Source organism: Chelativorans xinjiangensis (assembly GCF_009812055.1).
GTDB classification, from domain to species: Bacteria; Pseudomonadota; Alphaproteobacteria; order Rhizobiales; family Rhizobiaceae; genus Chelativorans; species Chelativorans xinjiangense.
Map to the genome: position 1 here is coordinate 1 of NZ_WQNH01000077.1, position 15,265 is coordinate 15,265.

14 protein-coding genes are annotated in these 15,265 nt (G+C 65.1%); 6 read left to right on the forward strand and 8 right to left on the reverse strand.

The genetic code is table 11. From position 1 onward, the window contains the following. The 3 genes from GM910_RS25520 to GM910_RS25530 form a co-directional block, all read right to left on the reverse strand. On the reverse strand, nucleotides 1–808 hold an 808-nt coding region (locus GM910_RS25520), incomplete at its 3' end, for a hypothetical protein (protein ID WP_159593446.1). Nucleotides 809–1,290: 482 nt separating this feature from the next. Next, nucleotides 1,291–1,743, reverse strand: coding sequence for a PaaI family thioesterase (locus tag GM910_RS25525; protein ID WP_159593448.1), 453 nt, complete (start codon nucleotides 1,741–1,743; stop codon nucleotides 1,291–1,293). Nucleotides 1,744–1,922: 179 nt separating this feature from the next. After that, nucleotides 1,923–3,209, reverse strand: a complete 1,287-nt coding sequence (locus tag GM910_RS25530) for an RsmB/NOP family class I SAM-dependent RNA methyltransferase (protein WP_159593450.1) — start codon at nucleotides 3,207–3,209, stop codon at nucleotides 1,923–1,925. Nucleotides 3,210–3,474: 265 nt separating this feature from the next. Here GM910_RS25530 and GM910_RS25535 point away from each other — a divergent pair, with 265 nt between their 5' ends. Beyond that, on the forward strand, nucleotides 3,475–4,374 hold the full coding sequence (locus GM910_RS25535) for a hydrogen peroxide-inducible genes activator (protein ID WP_159593452.1): 900 nt from the start codon (nucleotides 3,475–3,477) through the stop codon (nucleotides 4,372–4,374). A gap of 88 nt (nucleotides 4,375–4,462) precedes the next feature. Here the strand turns inward: GM910_RS25535 and GM910_RS25540 are convergent, their stop codons facing one another. The 3 genes from GM910_RS25540 to GM910_RS25550 form a co-directional block, all read right to left on the reverse strand. Continuing rightward, complete coding sequence (locus GM910_RS25540; protein ID WP_159593454.1) at nucleotides 4,463–5,044, reverse strand: dihydrofolate reductase family protein; 582 nt, start codon at nucleotides 5,042–5,044, stop codon at nucleotides 4,463–4,465. Between the two features lie 78 nt (nucleotides 5,045–5,122). Then, nucleotides 5,123–5,845, reverse strand: coding sequence for a helix-turn-helix domain-containing protein (locus tag GM910_RS25545; RefSeq protein ID WP_201285600.1), 723 nt, complete (start codon nucleotides 5,843–5,845; stop codon nucleotides 5,123–5,125). A gap of 242 nt (nucleotides 5,846–6,087) precedes the next feature. After that, nucleotides 6,088–7,377 carry an MFS transporter gene (locus GM910_RS25550; RefSeq protein ID WP_246226366.1) on the reverse strand — a complete coding sequence of 430 codons (1,290 nt, stop codon included), beginning with the start codon at nucleotides 7,375–7,377 and terminating at the stop codon, nucleotides 6,088–6,090. A gap of 275 nt (nucleotides 7,378–7,652) precedes the next feature. On the opposite strand from GM910_RS25550, the gene GM910_RS25555 reads away from it, so the two are divergent. After that, a complete protein-coding gene (locus GM910_RS25555) occupies nucleotides 7,653–8,357 on the forward strand; it encodes an MIP family channel protein (RefSeq protein WP_159593456.1) in 705 nt (234 codons plus the stop codon). A 98-nt stretch (nucleotides 8,358–8,455) separates the two neighbouring features. On the opposite strand, the gene GM910_RS25560 is transcribed toward GM910_RS25555, so the two are convergent. Then, nucleotides 8,456–8,704 carry a hypothetical protein gene (locus tag GM910_RS25560; protein WP_159593458.1) on the reverse strand — a complete coding sequence of 83 codons (249 nt, stop codon included), beginning with the start codon at nucleotides 8,702–8,704 and terminating at the stop codon, nucleotides 8,456–8,458. 122 nt (nucleotides 8,705–8,826) lie between these two features. After that, the gene (gene guaB / locus GM910_RS25565; RefSeq protein WP_159593460.1) at nucleotides 8,827–10,329 is read right to left on the reverse strand and encodes an IMP dehydrogenase; all 1,503 of its coding nucleotides are present in this window, start codon (nucleotides 10,327–10,329) and stop codon (nucleotides 8,827–8,829) included. Nucleotides 10,330–10,524: 195 nt separating this feature from the next. Between guaB and GM910_RS25570 the strand changes: the two genes are divergently transcribed. From GM910_RS25570 to GM910_RS25585, 4 genes are all read left to right on the forward strand, one after another. Then, nucleotides 10,525–11,634: a YjgN family protein gene (locus GM910_RS25570; protein WP_159593462.1), complete on the forward strand. Its 1,110-nt coding sequence runs from the start codon at nucleotides 10,525–10,527 to the stop codon at nucleotides 11,632–11,634. Next, nucleotides 11,624–12,682, forward strand: a complete 1,059-nt coding sequence (locus tag GM910_RS25575; RefSeq protein ID WP_159593464.1) for a M48 family metallopeptidase — start codon at nucleotides 11,624–11,626, stop codon at nucleotides 12,680–12,682. Before GM910_RS25570 ends, GM910_RS25575 begins: the two co-directional genes overlap by 11 nt. Before the next feature lie 128 nt (nucleotides 12,683–12,810). Then, the gene (locus GM910_RS25580; protein ID WP_246226368.1) at nucleotides 12,811–13,335 is read left to right on the forward strand and encodes a DUF3291 domain-containing protein; all 525 of its coding nucleotides are present in this window, start codon (nucleotides 12,811–12,813) and stop codon (nucleotides 13,333–13,335) included. Nucleotides 13,336–13,540: 205 nt separating this feature from the next. Beyond that, nucleotides 13,541–14,956 (forward strand): MFS transporter, encoded by a 1,416-nt coding sequence (locus GM910_RS25585; protein WP_159593468.1) that lies wholly within the window; start codon nucleotides 13,541–13,543, stop codon nucleotides 14,954–14,956. Nucleotides 14,957–15,265: the final 309 nt, after the last annotated feature.

A 15,265-nucleotide genomic window follows, 5' to 3' on the forward strand; every position in this document is an offset into this window, starting at 1 on the left:
GGATGTTGCGGGGTGCTTTTTGTCCTCGCGCGCCTGCGGCGTCGCGCCAGGCGGACGGGTCGAAGCGGGACAGCCGGCCGCCGGGCGGCCGTCCGCCGCGCAGCGGTGAGGTACGGCGCCCAAGCCCCAGATCGCGGCGCGCCTTCCAGCGGGCAAAGCGCCTGGCCTGTCCCGGCAGATCGTCAAGCGCGGCGACCAGTGCCGCGAGGCGCCGGCCAAGGCGCGCGGCGCTGACGGGATCGTCGCGGGATGGCGGCTGCGGGAGGGCAGACGGCTCGATGAGGCCGGGAAACAGGATGCGCGGGACGGCGTGCGCGGGCCCATGGCGGCCGCGGCCCCCTTCGGCAAGCTCAGGGCTCGGGGTATGCGGCAGCGGGTCGAAGAGCGGCAGGCTCAAGGTTTGCGGACGGGCGGGCGCGGCGGCCCGCCTGGCTTCCGCCTTCGCCCTTCGGGCTTCGGCGGACAGGTCGGCGGGCGACGCCATCACGGCGATGCCGAGGCTGCGCAGGAGCGGCGCCGGGCTCACGGGTTTCGGCTTGCGCGGGGGCGGCAGACAGACGGCCAGACCGCGCGCGGCCGCGATGATCAGCCGCCGCGCGGCGGCCTCAGTCGGGCGCAGCAGGCTGAGGATGGCGCGCCAGAGATGGCGGGGCAGGGTCTTTCGAGGCCCGCCCTCGGCCCTTCGAGGCTCGCCTTCGGCCAGCACCTCGGGATCAGGGCCCACGGCCGGGCCGGCCATGGCCACGAGGGAAGCCACGATGCGCTTCAGCGCCACGCGATCTTGCTCGATTGCCGCACGCCCGTCCATGGCTGCCTCCTTTCGTCCAAGTGGCGGGATTATCGCACGGGTCGGGAGGGGCGTGAATGGGAATAGGAAAACATTCCTGACAGATGCTGACAGGGGTACAACACGCGCCGGGACATTTCCCGCTGCTCCCGCCCCCAAACGCGCGTCATCCCGGAAGCCGGAGCGAAGCGGAGGCTGTCCGGGATCCATTCCGGAATGTGGACGAGTCACGGAACGGGTCCCGGACAAGCCTTCGGCTTTCCGGGATGACGCGCGTTTTGGGGGCGGGAGCGGCGGGGAAGCAGCAGGAAGCGGCATGGTCGGCCGCAAGGAATGTTACCTGCCGCCTCCAAACGCGCGTCCCGGAAGCCGGAGCGTGAGCTGCGGTTGTCCGGGACCCATTCCGGAATGTGGAAAAGTCACGGAATGGGTCCCGGACAAGCCTTCGGCTTTCCGGGATGACGCGCGTTTGGAGGCGGCAGCCTACCCGACACCCAGGCTCTTCAGCCCTCGATGCCCCGCCGGCCGACGACGCTCATCATGGTGCCGGTCATGGTGGCGATCAGCTTGGCCTCACCGTCATAGGCGTAGGCCTGGCCGTCGGCGACGATGATGGTGCGGCCGGGCTTGGTGACCGTGCCGCGGAAGAGGAAGCGCTCTCCCCTGCCCGGCGCCAGAAGGTTCACCTTGAACTCGATGGTCAAGACGCCGGCATCGGCCGGCATCAGCGAATAGGCGGCGTAGCCGCAGGCCGAATCGAGCGCCATGGAGATGACGCCGGCATGCAGGAAACCGTGCTGCTGGGTGAAGCGCTCCGCGTGGGGCATCTCGATCTCGACGACGCCGGGCGTGACCACCGTCAACCTGGCGCCGATGGTCTCCATCGCCCTTTGGCGGGCGAAGCTGGCGCGCACCCGCGCCTCGAAATCCCCCTCGGCAAACCGTCGTTCCGCCATCTTCTTCTTCCTTGTGGGCCGGCATGTTTATGGCAAAGCGGGCGGTAATGGGCAATGCAGGGGGTGGTACCGGATAAATTGGTGCCCCTTCGCGCCCCCCTCTGTCCTGCCGGACAGAGGGGGGCGCGAAGGGGTGGCGGCGTCAAGAAGTTTTCAATTCCACTCACGCGTAACCCTCTCTAACCGCGCTCGAAGGCGGCGAAATGGAAGCCGTCCGTGCCGGTGACCGCCGGTGTGAGCATTATGCCGTCATCCTCATCGATATGCGCGGCCTGCGGATGGGCGGGAAAACGCTGCTGCCAGACGGCGCGATGGTCGAGGGTGTGAAAAGCGGGCGCGCGCTCGCGGAAGGCCCGCACCTGGTCGGCATTTTCCTCCCGGAAAATGGAGCAGGTGATGTAGGCGAGCCGCCCGCCCGGCTTCACATAGCGGCTCGCCGTATCGAGGATCGCCGCCTGCTCCATCCGGCGCGCATCGAGCTGCTGCGGCGTCAGGCGCCATTTCGCGTCCGGCCGGCGGCGCCAGGTGCCCGAGCCGGTGCAGGGAGCGTCGACGATCACGAGATCCATCTGGCCTTCGAGCCGGGCAAGCGCCACGTCCTCAGTGATCACCTGGACGTTGCGGCAGCCTGCCCGCCTCAAGCGGTCGAAGATCGGTGCGAGGCGCTGCCGGTCCGCATCGTAGGCGTGGATCTGGCCGCGATTTTCCATCATCGCGGCCATCGCCAGCGTCTTGCCGCCGGCACCCGCGCAGAAGTCGAGCACCTGGCGGCCGGGGGCCGCCCCGGCAAGCTCGGCGACGATCTGCGAGCCCTCGTCCTGCACCTCGAACCAGCCCTTACGGAAGGCAGGCTCGGCCTGCACGTTGGGGTGCCGCCTGTCGCCTTCGACCGGCGGGATGCGCATGCCGTTGCTGGCGATGCGGGCGGCCTCGGCGCCTGCCCTGGCAAGGGCGGCGAGAACCTTCCCCCTCTCCCCCTTCAGCGTGTTGGCACGCATGTCGAGCGGCGGACGGCCGGCGAGAGCGGCGCACTCCTCCACCCATGCTCCGCCGAAGGCACGTGCGGCCAGCGGCTCGCACCATTCCGGCACATTGGCGCGCGCGGCGTCGGGAAGGGGTTGGCCGAGGCGGGCGCGAAGGGCGGCAAGCTCCGCCTCGTCGAGCGGCGGCGGGGCGAAACGGTCCTCGGTGAAGGCGCCGTCGAGTGCTTCCGGCCCGGCCTCGTTTTCCAGGAGGTAGCCGCCGAAGACGAGCGAGCGCGGCGTGTCGGCATCGAAAATCCAGCTTGCGGCGCGGCGGCGGCGCAGCCCGTCATAGACGAAATTGCCGATGGCCGCGCGGTCGCCGGCGCCGGCGAAGCGGTGCGACAGGCCCCAGTCCCGCATGGCATCCGCGGCGGGGCGATGACGTTTTTCGATGTCCTGGAGAATGTCGATGGCTGCCGCCAGCCTGCCGCCGAGGCGCATGATCCCTGCCTTTTTCGGTTTACCCGTCTCGCAGTGTTGCTAGTGGTGCGATCCTGACAGATGGTACCCATCTGTCAGGACAAATCGCCCCACCAGATCAATAGCTTGTGGGCTGACTTCTCCAAACAGATGGGTACCATCTGTTTGGGTCAGACCACTAGGGCCTGGGGGCGCGGGAGGCAAGGTTTAGATTCGCGAGAGCGCACGCCCATGCACCACCATAATCTCTAGTTGCCTTTCATACTCGTGATGATAGGTTTCTCTTATGCTACGGGTAACCCTTCGTCAGATGCAGTATTTCGAGCGGCTGGCAGAGCAGCTGCATTTCGGGCGCGCGGCCGTGACGGCGGGCGTCACGCAGCCGGCCCTTTCCGCGCAGATCGCCGAGATGGAGGCGCAGCTTGGCTACAAGCTGTTCGAGCGCGGCGGCGGCACGGTGCGGCTGACGGGGGAAGCGCAGGCGCTGCGCCCGCGCATCGCCCGCATCCTGGCCGAGGTCGAGGACCTGGAGAGCGTGGCGCGCCAGGGCCGCGATGTCCTTGAAGGCCGCTTCCGGCTGGGCGTCATCCCGACGGTGGCGCCCTATCTGCTGCCGCATCTGCTCCCTCTCCTCAAAAGGCGTTTTCCTGCGCTGCGGCTAGAGGTGCGCGAGGCCGTCACCGCCACGCTGCTTGAGGAGACCAGCAACGGCCGCCTCGACGGCGTGATCGCCGCCGAGCCGCTGGACGAGACACGGCTTCAAAGCACGGCACTTTTCGAGGATCGTTTCTTCCTCGCCGTGCCGGAGGAGGAAGCCGAGCACATCGCTCCGCCGGTGGCCCAGGAAAGCATGGCGCTGGAGCGGCTGATGCTTCTGGAAGACGGACACTGCATGCGTGCCCAGGCGCTCGCCGTCTGCGGCATGGTCAAGCCCGTCACCATGGCAAGCTTCGGCGCCACGAGCCTTGCCACCCTCCTCTACATGGTCTCGCACGGCCTCGGCGTGACGTTGATACCGGAGATGGCGCGGAAGGCGGCGGAGCTTCTGCCCGGCGTGCGCGTCCTGCCCTTCGTCGAACCAGAACCGTCGCGCACCGTCTGCCTTGCCTGGCGCAAGACCAACCCGCGGCAGACGGACTTTTCCGCGCTCGGCGAAGCGATCGAGGACGCCCGCCGCGGCTCCTAGCGGTGGAAATCCGACGTAGGGTACCCGGTATCGAGTGGCGCTGTCGGCGCCGTAAATGAGTCGGCATGCTGCCCGTCCCACACGGCCTCTAGGTGGCGCTCGCATCGGTTTCGTAGCGCAGCAAGACGATACCGGAGCCAAGTTGCTGGCACGCGGCGAGGCGCAGCATCGAGCTCACGCCTTCCGGAAACAGCCGTTTTCCCCGGCCGAGCACCGTGGGGTAGACCATGAGCCGGTATTCATCGACAAGGCCGACCGGCATCAGCGCGTGGACCACCGAGGCGCTGCCGTAGACAAGAATGTCACCGCCCGGCTGCTCTTTCAGTTCGCGAACCTGCTCGACGGCATCTCCCGATTGGATTGTCGTGTTGTTCCATTCCGCTCGCTGGAGTGTATTCGACACCACGAATTTGGGCATGCTGTTGATCCGCTCGGCAAAGCCGGTGTCGTCCTCGACGGAAGGCCATACGGCAGCGAAAGCATCATAGGTCGCCCTGCCCAAGAGGAGCGCTTCGCTGGCGAAAAGCTCTTCATGCTTGAACTTGTCGCCTTCCGGTCCGCGGTTGAACGGGCCGGTCCAGTTCCCAAGGCCGGAGTTCTCCATTCCGACAGGGTCTTCAACGACCCCGTCAAGCGAAATGTATTCGGTCACAATCAGTCTTCTCGGCACGGAATCGTCTCCTTCAACAACGGGTAACGCAAAATATTGGACGGTGTATTTTCTGTATTGAACGAAAACGACAATCGATCAGCCGGCCTCCTTCGAAATCCGGCCCGGCGTCTGCCCCATGAAGCGTTTCAGCGACCGCGTGAGGTGAGCCTGGTCGGCGTAGCCAGCCTCGGTGACGACGTCCGAGATCGCTGCGCCAGCATCCAGCAACGACGTCGCTTTGTACGCCCGGTCGATCTGTTTGATCGCGCCAAGGGTCAAACCCGTCGCTCGCCGAACGCGGCGCTCTATCGAGCGCTGGGACAGGTCTACCGCTCCATCCTCCAAGACCTCAACCACCACGGGATCAAAGGTGAGCAGCCCCTTTCGCGCGAGCTGTCCCAAGAAAACCTCCACATTTTCGTAGTCGGGAATCTCCCAAACCGAACCGCCGAGGCGGAACGTGTTGCCGATGTGCGAAGGAAGGGTCAAGTCGCGGTCCACGAGCGTTGGGACGGGAAGACCAGGCATGAACGCGCCAAGCCTGAACTGAACCCCAAAGAACTCCGCGTCCACGGGGATCGGCATCGCAGTCGCCTTGGTCTCCGGTCCCCGTATCGTGACGTGCGTTTCCCCGGCCTGCTGCCAGATCACGATCTCCCAGTGACTTGCGGCGACCGAGATGAACGCCTTGGAGGGAACACTCCGCGCACGCCAGACCTTGTCGACGAACGGGGAATCGGCTGCCCGCTCTTCAATAAGAAACAGCTTTTCCGCTCGTTGCATCTCGCCAGACCCCGCAAACCTTTGGCCGTTGGTCATATCCCCTGCCGGTATGCAAAGGACGATCAATCAAGCGCCGACACGACAAACGCAGCCACGAAAAGGGTCGCCTCCCGGCCAACCAGCGAACGACCGCAATGGAGAAGCGGCACGAATGGCCGGTCGTGGCGCTCGCATAAATCGGCAGTAGACGCTGTCGAACTCCACCCTCCTATGAAGGTTGCGGCCAGATTTCGGAGGGAACAGCCTCGTGCATACTCTGCCATCCACTTCGTGCGGGTTCAGGCTCGCCGTGGCGTTTCGCGTCTCGACCCGGCTTCCTGTTGCTGCAACATTGCGTTGAGTGACAGAGTTATCAGGGGAGTATGCGGACATCGCGTCGACATCGCTTCGCGCGAGCGGCCCACCTGCGGGCGCGGAATGGCCGCCACAGCGAGGACTGCCAACAACAACGCTGCGTAGAGAAAGAGCCCACCTGGTCCAGCGACATTCATCGCCATGCCGCCGATAAACGGCCCGGCGGCTGTGCCGAGCCCATTAAGCAGAAGCAGGCCGCGCGCGGTGCCGAGCAACCGGCCCGGCGATAGGTCGTCATTGGCGAAGGCGACGCACAAGGAATAGATCGGAATTCCGAATCCACCGAAGAGCGCACCGGCGGCCAGCAGCACCGGCAAGGGCGCTTCCGCCGCCAGAGCGATACCGATGGCGGCGGCGGCCGATCCCAGCGCCGCCGCGGCGATTATCAGGTTACGCGGCAGCCGGTCCGAGACCCAACCGAGCGGCCATTGCAGGACGAGGGTCCCCCCAAGCACGGCGGCCATGAAGGCCGAGATGCCGCCGACATTAAGGCCGATCCGCTGGGCGAAATTCGGCCCCATGCCCCAGAACCCGCCGATGGCCAGGCCGGCCAGGAAGACGCCGGTCGCCGCCAGTGGCGAAATGGAAAAAAGATCGCGAAAAGGAACAGGCTCCTGTTCCACCTCCGCCGGTGGACGACTAGGCAACAGAGTGATCGGCACGACGGCTGCCGATATCAGCAGCGAGACGATGATGAACAGCGCCACTCCATCAGGCGGGGCCACGTTGAGGAGTGCCTGGCCCAGGGCCCAGGCGCCCATTGATACGACGCCGAAGATCGATAGCAGTTGTCCACGCGTTGACGGGACCGCATGTGCGTTGAGCCAGCTTTCGGTTGCGAGGATCATGCCGGCATAAGCGAGGCCGGTCAGCATGCGCAGCGGCATCCATGCCCAGGGCTCGACCAATGCGGCGTGAAGCAGCGCCGTCATCGACGCAATGGCGGCAAAGCCTGCAAAGGTTCTCACATGGCCGACCGAGACAATCACGCGCGGCAGGAACAGCGCACCGACGGTATAACCGGCAAAGTAGGCGGACATCATCGCGCCGATGATTTCGTTGGAAAAGTCTTCGTGCCCAGCGCGGACGACCAAAAGGGTTCCCAGCAATCCATTGCCCAACAAAAGAAGAGCCACGCTGAGCAGCAGTGCTGCCACAGGCGCGAGCACGAGGCCGCGCGTGCAGACCGTCTTGACCGATTCGATCGTGGACATCAGGTGGAGCCTCCCAGTCGCTTTCAACGTCCCCCGCTATAGTCGGGCAAACCATATCTGCATCAATCAGCAATATGACGGAAAGCCCGCTAAGGCGAACGCACTTTCCTACGTGCGACCTACGGAAATGGGTAGGATCGACCCTAATCGGGATCCCGCCGCGTGTACCAACCATTGGATTTTAGCCACCACAGAGCCCGCACAAGTTATTTGCCTTCAATGAAAAGTTGTAGGAAGCTGCGATAGGAAAACGTAATTGCGGGGTGATTCGCATCATGAAAGCTTATACTGCAGAACTGTTCGGCACCTTTTGCCTTGTCTTCATCGGCTGTTCGAGCGTCGTTCTCGGCGGCTTCGGGGATCTTATCCCGACGGGTGGCGCCGTGGGTATCGCGCTGGCCTTCGGCATCGCCGTGGTGGCGATGGCCTATGCGGTCGGTCCCGTCTCGGGCGCGCATCTCAACCCGGCGGTCACGCTCGGCGTCTACCTCGCCGGCCGGCTGCCGGCCAAGGAGGTCGTGCCCTATATGGCCGCCCAGGTGATCGGCGGCATCATCGGCGCCCTCATCCTGTGGCTCATCGCCTCCGGCTCCGCAGCGGGCGCGCCCGCCAACCTGGCGGCGAACGGGTGGAGCGACTATTCCACGAGTGCAGCGTTCATCGCCGAGGCGGTGGCGACGTTCGTCTTCGTCATGGTCATCCTCGGCGTGACGTCGGAGAAGCACAGCACCGTCATGGCGGGGCTTGTCATCGGCCTGACGCTGACGGCCATCCACATATGTCTCATCGCCGTCACCGGAACTTCGGTAAACCCGGCGCGCTCCATCGGGCCGGCGCTGTTTTCCGGCGGCGCGGCGATCGGCCAGTTGTGGCTCTTCATCGTCGCCCCGCTCATCGGCGGCGCCATCGCCGGCCTTCTCTACAAGGCGGGTGTGTTCGAAACCGCCGAGGCTGCGCCTTTGAAGAAGGCGCAGGCCTGACGTTCCTGCAAAATGAAAGCCCCGGATATTCCGGGGCTTCTGTCATGCGCGGCTTTGCTTGCCAATGCGAATTATGCCTCGCCGCCTGAGGGCTGGTCCTACTGCCGTTCGGGCATCGGCGGATGCGAGGTTTCGACGCCCAGGTGGATGGTGTTCATGGAGCCTGGCCGAACGACGAGCGCTTGGCCTTTGCCGAAGACACCAAACCACAATTCACCACGTTGTCGGGCTACATGGCCTTCGGGAGGACAGTGCACCTCGATTTCAAGTCCATCCCTTATCTTGATCTTGAACAACTCAGCCGTGATTTCCGATTGTTCGTTATCTTCAAAAACAATTGTCGCCATGAAAAATCCAATCTTGCTCAATGAAAATTTAGAGCCGATCGATGACTGGCGATATCGGCACATTTGTGTTGGTGAGGAGCGCCCGTACCTTCAATCTTCTATGATTTCAGGGCCTCCTTACATCAGCTCGCCCCCGGGTAGTTCGGGCTTTCGCGCGTAATCTTCACGTCGTGCGGGTGGCTCTCGCGCAGGCCGGCGCCGGAGATGCGCACGAAGGTGGCCTTCTCCTGGAACTCGATGAGGTTGGCCGCGCCCACGTAGCCCATGGCCGCCTTCAAGCCGCCGGTGAGCTGGTGCAGCACGCCCGCGGCCGCCCCCTTGTAGGCCACCTGGCCCTCGATGCCTTCCGGCACCAGCTTCAGCGTGTCGCGCACCTCGGCCTGGAAGTAGCGGTCGGCGGAGCCGCGCGCCATGGCGCCGACGGAGCCCATGCCGCGATAGGCTTTGAACGAGCGGCCCTGATACAGATAGACCTCGCCGGGGCTCTCCTCCGTGCCGGCCAGAAGCGAGCCGATCATGGCGGCGCTGGCGCCGGCGGCGATCGCCTTGGCAAGATCGCCGGAATATTTGATGCCGCCGTCGGCGATGACGGAGGCGCCTGCCTTATGCGCGGCCTCGACCGCCGCCATGATGGCAGTGAGCTGCGGCACGCCGACGCCGGCCACCACGCGCGTGGTGCAGATGGAGCCGGGGCCGATGCCCACCTTCACGGCGTCCGCGCCGGCGTCGAGCAAGGCCTTGGTGCCGTCGGCCGTCGCCACGTTGCCGGCGACGATGCGCACAACGTTGGAGAGCGTCTTGGCGCGGGCCACCGCGTCGAGCACGCGCTGCGAGTGGCCGTGCGCGGTGTCGATGACAAGGAGATCGACGCCGGCGTCGATCAGCCGCTCGGCACGCTCGAAACCGTCGTCGCCGACGCTGGTCGCGGCCGCCGCACGCAACCGGCCCTGCGCGTCCTTGCAGGCGTTGGGGTTGAGCTGCGACTTCTCGATGTCCTTGACCGTGATGAGGCCGACGCAGTTGCCGGCGCCATCCACCACCAGAAGCTTCTCGATGCGGTTCTGGTGCAAGAGTCGCTTGGCCTCGTCCTGGCTGACCCCTTCCTTCACGGTGATGAGGTTGTCGTGCGTCATCAATTCGCGCACGGGCTGGGCGGGGTTGGAGGCAAAGCGCACGTCGCGGTTGGTGAGGATGCCGACGAGCCTGCCCGTCGTCTGCCCGCCGAGGCCGCCGTTCTCCACCACCGGAATGCCGGAGATGCGGTGGGTGTTCATCAGCGCATGGGCGTCGGCCAGCGTCGCCTCCGGGCCGATGGTGATCGGGTTCACCACCATGCCGGATTCGAACTTCTTGACCTGCCGCACCTCCTCGGCCTGCTCCGCAGGCGAAAGATTGCGGTGGATGACGCCGATGCCGCCGGCCTGCGCCACGGCGATGGCCAGCGCAGATTCGGTGACGGTGTCCATGGCAGCCGAAAGGATCGGGATATTCAGCTCGATGTCGCCGGCGATGCGGGTGCGCACGTCGGTCTGGCCGGGCATCACCTCGGAATGGCCGGGCTGCAGAAGCACGTCGTCGAAGGTGAGCGCCTCGGCGCCGGTTGCGGTTTCGATGATTTTTGCCATGGCCGACCCTTGAGATATGAGAGGAACGCACAGGCCGTTTCCTTTTGGGGGAGAACGGGCTGCCTCAATGTGATTCCCTTTCAGGATTGGCGCTGGCTCGTACCACGTCTGTCGAGAATTGAAAAGATGGCTGATCGCGGCGATGCTCGCCGCCCATTGATTGATTTCGATTCCATTAGGTTTGGGGGTATTGCAATGAACGATGCTGCGCAAATTCGTCAGAGGGGCGAGGAGCCGGAGGGGCGGCACGTCGAGCCGTTCTCCTTTACGGGCACCGGCCGCGAGTATTTCGGCATCTGGATCGTCAATATCCTTTTGACGATCATCACGCTCGGCATCTACTCGGCCTGGGCGAAGGTGCGCAGGCAGCGCTATTTCTACGGCAACACGCGGCTTGCCGGGCACAGCTTCGACTATCATGCCCGGGGGCTGCAGATCCTCGTCGGACGGATCGTCGTTCTCGTGGCGCTGGCTGCCTACACTGCCTTGCCGTACGTACTCGCCTTCATGGATATGCTGGTTCTATTCACCGTGGCGAACCTGGTCCTGCCTTTTCTGCTGCTGGCTGTCATTCCGTGGCTCATCAAGCGGGGCCTGCGCTTCAACGCGCGGGTGACCAGCTACCGCAATGTCCGCCTGGATTTTCACGGCGGCTACTGGGGTGCCTTTAAGGCCTATCTGATCGGCCCCTTCCTCGCCGCCCTTACCCTTGGCATCCTGGCGCCGCTCGCCTCGCGCTGGATGTGGCGCTACACGCTCGGCAATGTCAGCTATGGCGGGCGCAAGGTCGCCTGCGAGCCGCGGCTCAAGGCGCTCTACAGCCAGTGGTGGATGCCGGCGCTCATGGTGCTCCTCGGCGTCGCGCCGCTCACCGTGCTGGGCGTTGCCTTGTTCGGCTGGGCGAGCAGCGGCTTGGCGACCGTCAATGAAGACACAATCGCAACGACGATCTATCTCGTCTTCCTCGCGCTCATGGCCATCTACGGCTTCGCCGGGCTGTTCTACCGGGCGGGCGTGCGCAACGTCGCCTTCAACGCCGCCGTGCTCGACGGCCGCCACGAATTCGCCTCGCGCCTCGGGCGGCGGCGCTATGCCTGGATCGCCATCTCGAACTTCGTGGCGACGATCTTCACGCTCGGCTTCGCCCGGCCTTGGGCGGCGGTGCGCATGGCGCGCTACGTGGCCTCGGCCACCGCGCTCACTGTCAGCGGCGCGCTCGACGATTATCTGAACAAGGTCGAGGAGACAGGACCGGCGATCGGCGCCGAATACATGGATATGGAAGGCTTCGATTTTGGGTTCTGACACGCCTCATCCCGCCATTTCCGGCGTCTGGCACCCGCCGCGCTCAAGCCGGACGGAGGCGGCCCGCCTCACGTCCGCTGGCGGCGTGGCGACGGTGAAAGGCGCGGAGGGCGGGGAGAGGCTTGCCGAAGGCGCAGTCTTCAGCCTGTCGGTATCGGCCCGCGTCGGCCGCATCCCGCGCCGGATCGCCTTTGCGGATGGGAGCGTCTTCGAGACCGAGGACAATGACGCGGTCGACCGCTGGCTCAAGGCGCATCGCGGGTGGCGGGTGGGGCTCGTGCACGGGCTGGAACGCTTTCATCCGCGGCTTATCCTGCTGGTGGCCGTGGTGGTCGTTTTGTGCGTGGGGCTTTATCGCTACGCCCTGCCGATCGCGGTGGAGGTGGCGGTGGCAGTGACGCCGCCCGCCGCGCCGCGCCTGATAAGCCAAAGCGCGCTTGCCTCCCTCGACCAGACGATCCTCGCCCCCTCGCGCCTTGAAGCGGAAAGGCGCCAGGCGATCACGGCGGATTTCCGCTCCCTTGCCGCGCACACGCCCGAGGGCGCCGGCGCCTTCGACCTGCAATTCCGCCGCGGCGGCCCCATCGGGCCCAATGCCTTCGCCCTGCCCGACGGGACAATCATCCTCACCGACGAGCTGGTGCGGCTGACGGGCGACGAGGACGCGGCGCTAGGCGTTCTGGCACACGAGATCGGTCATGTGGTCCACCGGCACACCCTGCGCCGCCTTTATCGCGCGGTCGGGATCACGACACTCATCATGTTCATCGGCGGCGACGTCGGATCGGGTGTGGAGGACGTTCTCATCCAGGGTTCGGGCCTGATGACGCTTTCCTATTCGCGCGGCCAGGAGAGCGAGGCCGACCGCTACAGCGTCGAACTGATGGCGAAGGCGGGGCGGGAGCCGGCCGGCCTGGCGCGCCTCTTCGAGGTGCTGCGCGACGACCACGGCGAGGACGACCGCAACGACTTCTTCTCCACGCATCCGGCAACGCCCGACCGCATCGAAGACATCCGGCGCCACGCGGCGGAGGTCGATGCGCGATAGGCCTTGCGGCGCGGGGCTGCCGCCAGCGACGGACGCGAAAAACGGCTCGATCGAGCCCTTTGCGGCCATACGGGTAGCTTGTTACAGCTTGATAGTTTTCTAAAAAACCAATGTGAGTCGATATGCCGTTGGCCCTTTACACATTTGGCATGTTCGCAAAACCAGCGGAAGATCCGGCCAATGACGGATTCTATGAGCTCAATGATCCTATTTTCGAGCTGGTTGACCAAGCGGAGGGTCTGATCGCCCGTTCTGGATATGCTTCGGACCCGGGCCCTGATCCTTGGGGAACTGAGGTGTATCCCAGATTTTACAACGAGAGGGGCGATGGATGGTCGCCCGCCACGCTGTCGCTCTGGACTGATTTGGAAGCACTGTTTTCATTTACGTATTTTGGGCTTCATGCTGTTGCACTCAAGCGCGGGCGGGAGTGGTTTCAAAAGCCAAGTTGGCCACCTCTCGTGATGTGGTGGCATACAGATCAGGGCTATCCGACCTGGGCCGAAGGCGTCGGACGGCAAGAACATCTACATGATCATGGCCCGACGCCAACGGCGTTCAATTTCAAAGAACCGTTCGACGAAAACGGTGTCCCTATCAAGCTTGATAAAGCCCGCATTCGAGAACTTCGATCATCCCGCGTAGCAAATTGAGAATGAACGCCCGCTCAGTCCGCGTTCTGCCCGTCCGGATCGACGGCAGAAATGTGAACTTTCCACCTACCGCGACCTCCCCGGCCACTGGCACGAACGCTCCTCCCCTCCCCGCCTTTGACATCCCGGCCCTTTCGGCCGATATGGTGCGTGCCGGCTTGCCTCCTGTGCTGACCGATCCTCCGAAGCTAACCCGACGTCGCCCGTGAACCGCTCGCTCCCGCTGATCCTTGCCGTCGCGCTCTTCATGGAGCAGATGGATTCCACCGTCATCGCCACCTCGCTGCCGGCGATCGCCGAGGATATCGGGACCAGCCCGGTGACGCTGAAGCTGGCGCTGACGACGTATCTGGTGGCGCTTGCCATCTTCATTCCGGTCAGCGGCTGGATGGCGGACCGGTTCGGTGCCAAGCGCGTGTTCGGCCTCGCCATCGGCGTGTTCGTGGTCGGCTCGGTCGCCTGCGCGCTTTCGGATTCGCTCTTCGCCTTCGTCATGGCGCGCTTCGTGCAGGGCATGGGCGGGGCGATGATGACGCCGGTGGGGCGGCTCGTGCTGGTGCGGGCGACGCCGAAGAACCAACTCGTCTCCGCCATGGCCTGGCTCACCGTGCCGGCGCTTGTCGGCCCCCTCGTCGGGCCGCCGCTCGGCGGCTTCATCACCACCTATTTCTCGTGGCACTGGATTTTTCTCATCAACGTGCCGATCGGGCTCTTGGGGATCTATTTCTCTGGACGCGTGCTGCCGGAGTTCGAGCCGCAGGAGAACGAGAAGCTGGATGGCAGGGGCTTCGTGCTCTCGGGGCTTGCGGCCTCCGGCGTGGTGTTCGGCCTGTCGGTCATCAGCCTGCCGGCGCTGCCGCCGGCAGTGGGCCTGGCGACGGTGGCGGCGGGACTGGCGATGGCGTGGCTTTACGCGCGACACGCGCGGCGGGCCGAGCGGCCTATCCTCGACTTAAGGCTGTTTGCCAACCGCGCCTTCCGCGCGGCGATCATCGGCGGTTCGCTGTTCCGCATCGGCGCGGGGGCGGTGCCTTTCCTCTTGCCGCTGATGTTCCAGATCGGCTTCGGACTTACGCCCTTCCAGTCGGGCATGCTCACCTTCTCGTCGGCGCTCGGCGCCATCGCCATGAAGTTCATCGCCAGCGCCACGCTGCGCGTCGGCGGCTTCCGGCTGATCCTGGTGCTTGCGGCCGTCCTCGGCGGCGCGCTGATCGCCGTAAACGCGCTGTTCACACCAGCGACGCCGCCCGGCGCCATCATCGCCGTCCTTGTTGCGGCGGGCTTCTTCCGCTCGCTCTTCTTCACGTCGGCCAATGCGCTGGTCTTCGCCGAGATCGGCGAGCGGCAGGCGAGCCAGGCGACGGCGATCGCCGCGGCCAGCCAGCAGATCAGCATCGCGCTCGGCGTGGCGGTGGGCGCCGGCATCCTTGAGGCGACGACCTATGTGACCGGAGCGCCGCTCGGCCTCGACGCCTTCGCCAACGCCTTCGTGGTGGTCGCCATCTTAACCATGCTCGCCGCCCTGCCCTTCATCCGGCTGCCGGCCGACACGGGCAACGCGGTGTCGGGGCACCGGCGCGGGCGCATGAAGGACGAAGAGCAGGCGCTGGCGGCGGAGTGACGGGGGCGGGGTGGATGAAGACCCCATTCCTCGTCTCCACGAAGTGGGCAGGGCTGCCGCAATGGGTCGTTTTTGCCGGCTTCACCGGAACCCCACCCTTGAGTCTTTTTCCGGCTTCGCCGGGACCCCCACCCTCAATCCCTCCCCTCAAGGGGGAGGGAGGAGGTCGAGCGCGCCATCATCCCCCTCCCCCCTTCGACAAGCTCAGGATGGGGAGGGGTTAGGTGTTTGATCCCGCATTTTGATGGTGCATTGTTTTCCCAGGAATGGAAGGATGCACTATGGGACAGGTTCTTCACGGCAGCGCCA

Excerpts from the sequence above, each read along its gene's own strand:
- GM910_RS25555 (WP_159593456.1), top strand. The coding sequence starts at position 7,653 with ATGAAAGCTTATACTGCAGAACTGTTCGGCACCTTTTGCCTTGTCTTC.
- GM910_RS25545 (WP_201285600.1), bottom strand. The coding sequence starts at position 5,845 with ATGACCAACGGCCAAAGGTTTGCGGGGTCTGGCGAGATGCAACGAGCG.
- guaB (WP_159593460.1), bottom strand. The coding sequence starts at position 10,329 with ATGGCAAAAATCATCGAAACCGCAACCGGCGCCGAGGCGCTCACCTTC.
- GM910_RS25525 (WP_159593448.1), bottom strand. The coding sequence starts at position 1,743 with ATGGCGGAACGACGGTTTGCCGAGGGGGATTTCGAGGCGCGGGTGCGC.
- GM910_RS25535 (WP_159593452.1), top strand. The coding sequence starts at position 3,475 with ATGCTACGGGTAACCCTTCGTCAGATGCAGTATTTCGAGCGGCTGGCA.
- GM910_RS25570 (WP_159593462.1), top strand. The coding sequence starts at position 10,525 with ATGAACGATGCTGCGCAAATTCGTCAGAGGGGCGAGGAGCCGGAGGGG.
- GM910_RS25550 (WP_246226366.1), bottom strand. The coding sequence starts at position 7,377 with ATGTCCACGATCGAATCGGTCAAGACGGTCTGCACGCGCGGCCTCGTG.
- GM910_RS25560 (WP_159593458.1), bottom strand. The coding sequence starts at position 8,704 with ATGGCGACAATTGTTTTTGAAGATAACGAACAATCGGAAATCACGGCT.
- GM910_RS25530 (WP_159593450.1), bottom strand. The coding sequence starts at position 3,209 with ATGCGCCTCGGCGGCAGGCTGGCGGCAGCCATCGACATTCTCCAGGAC.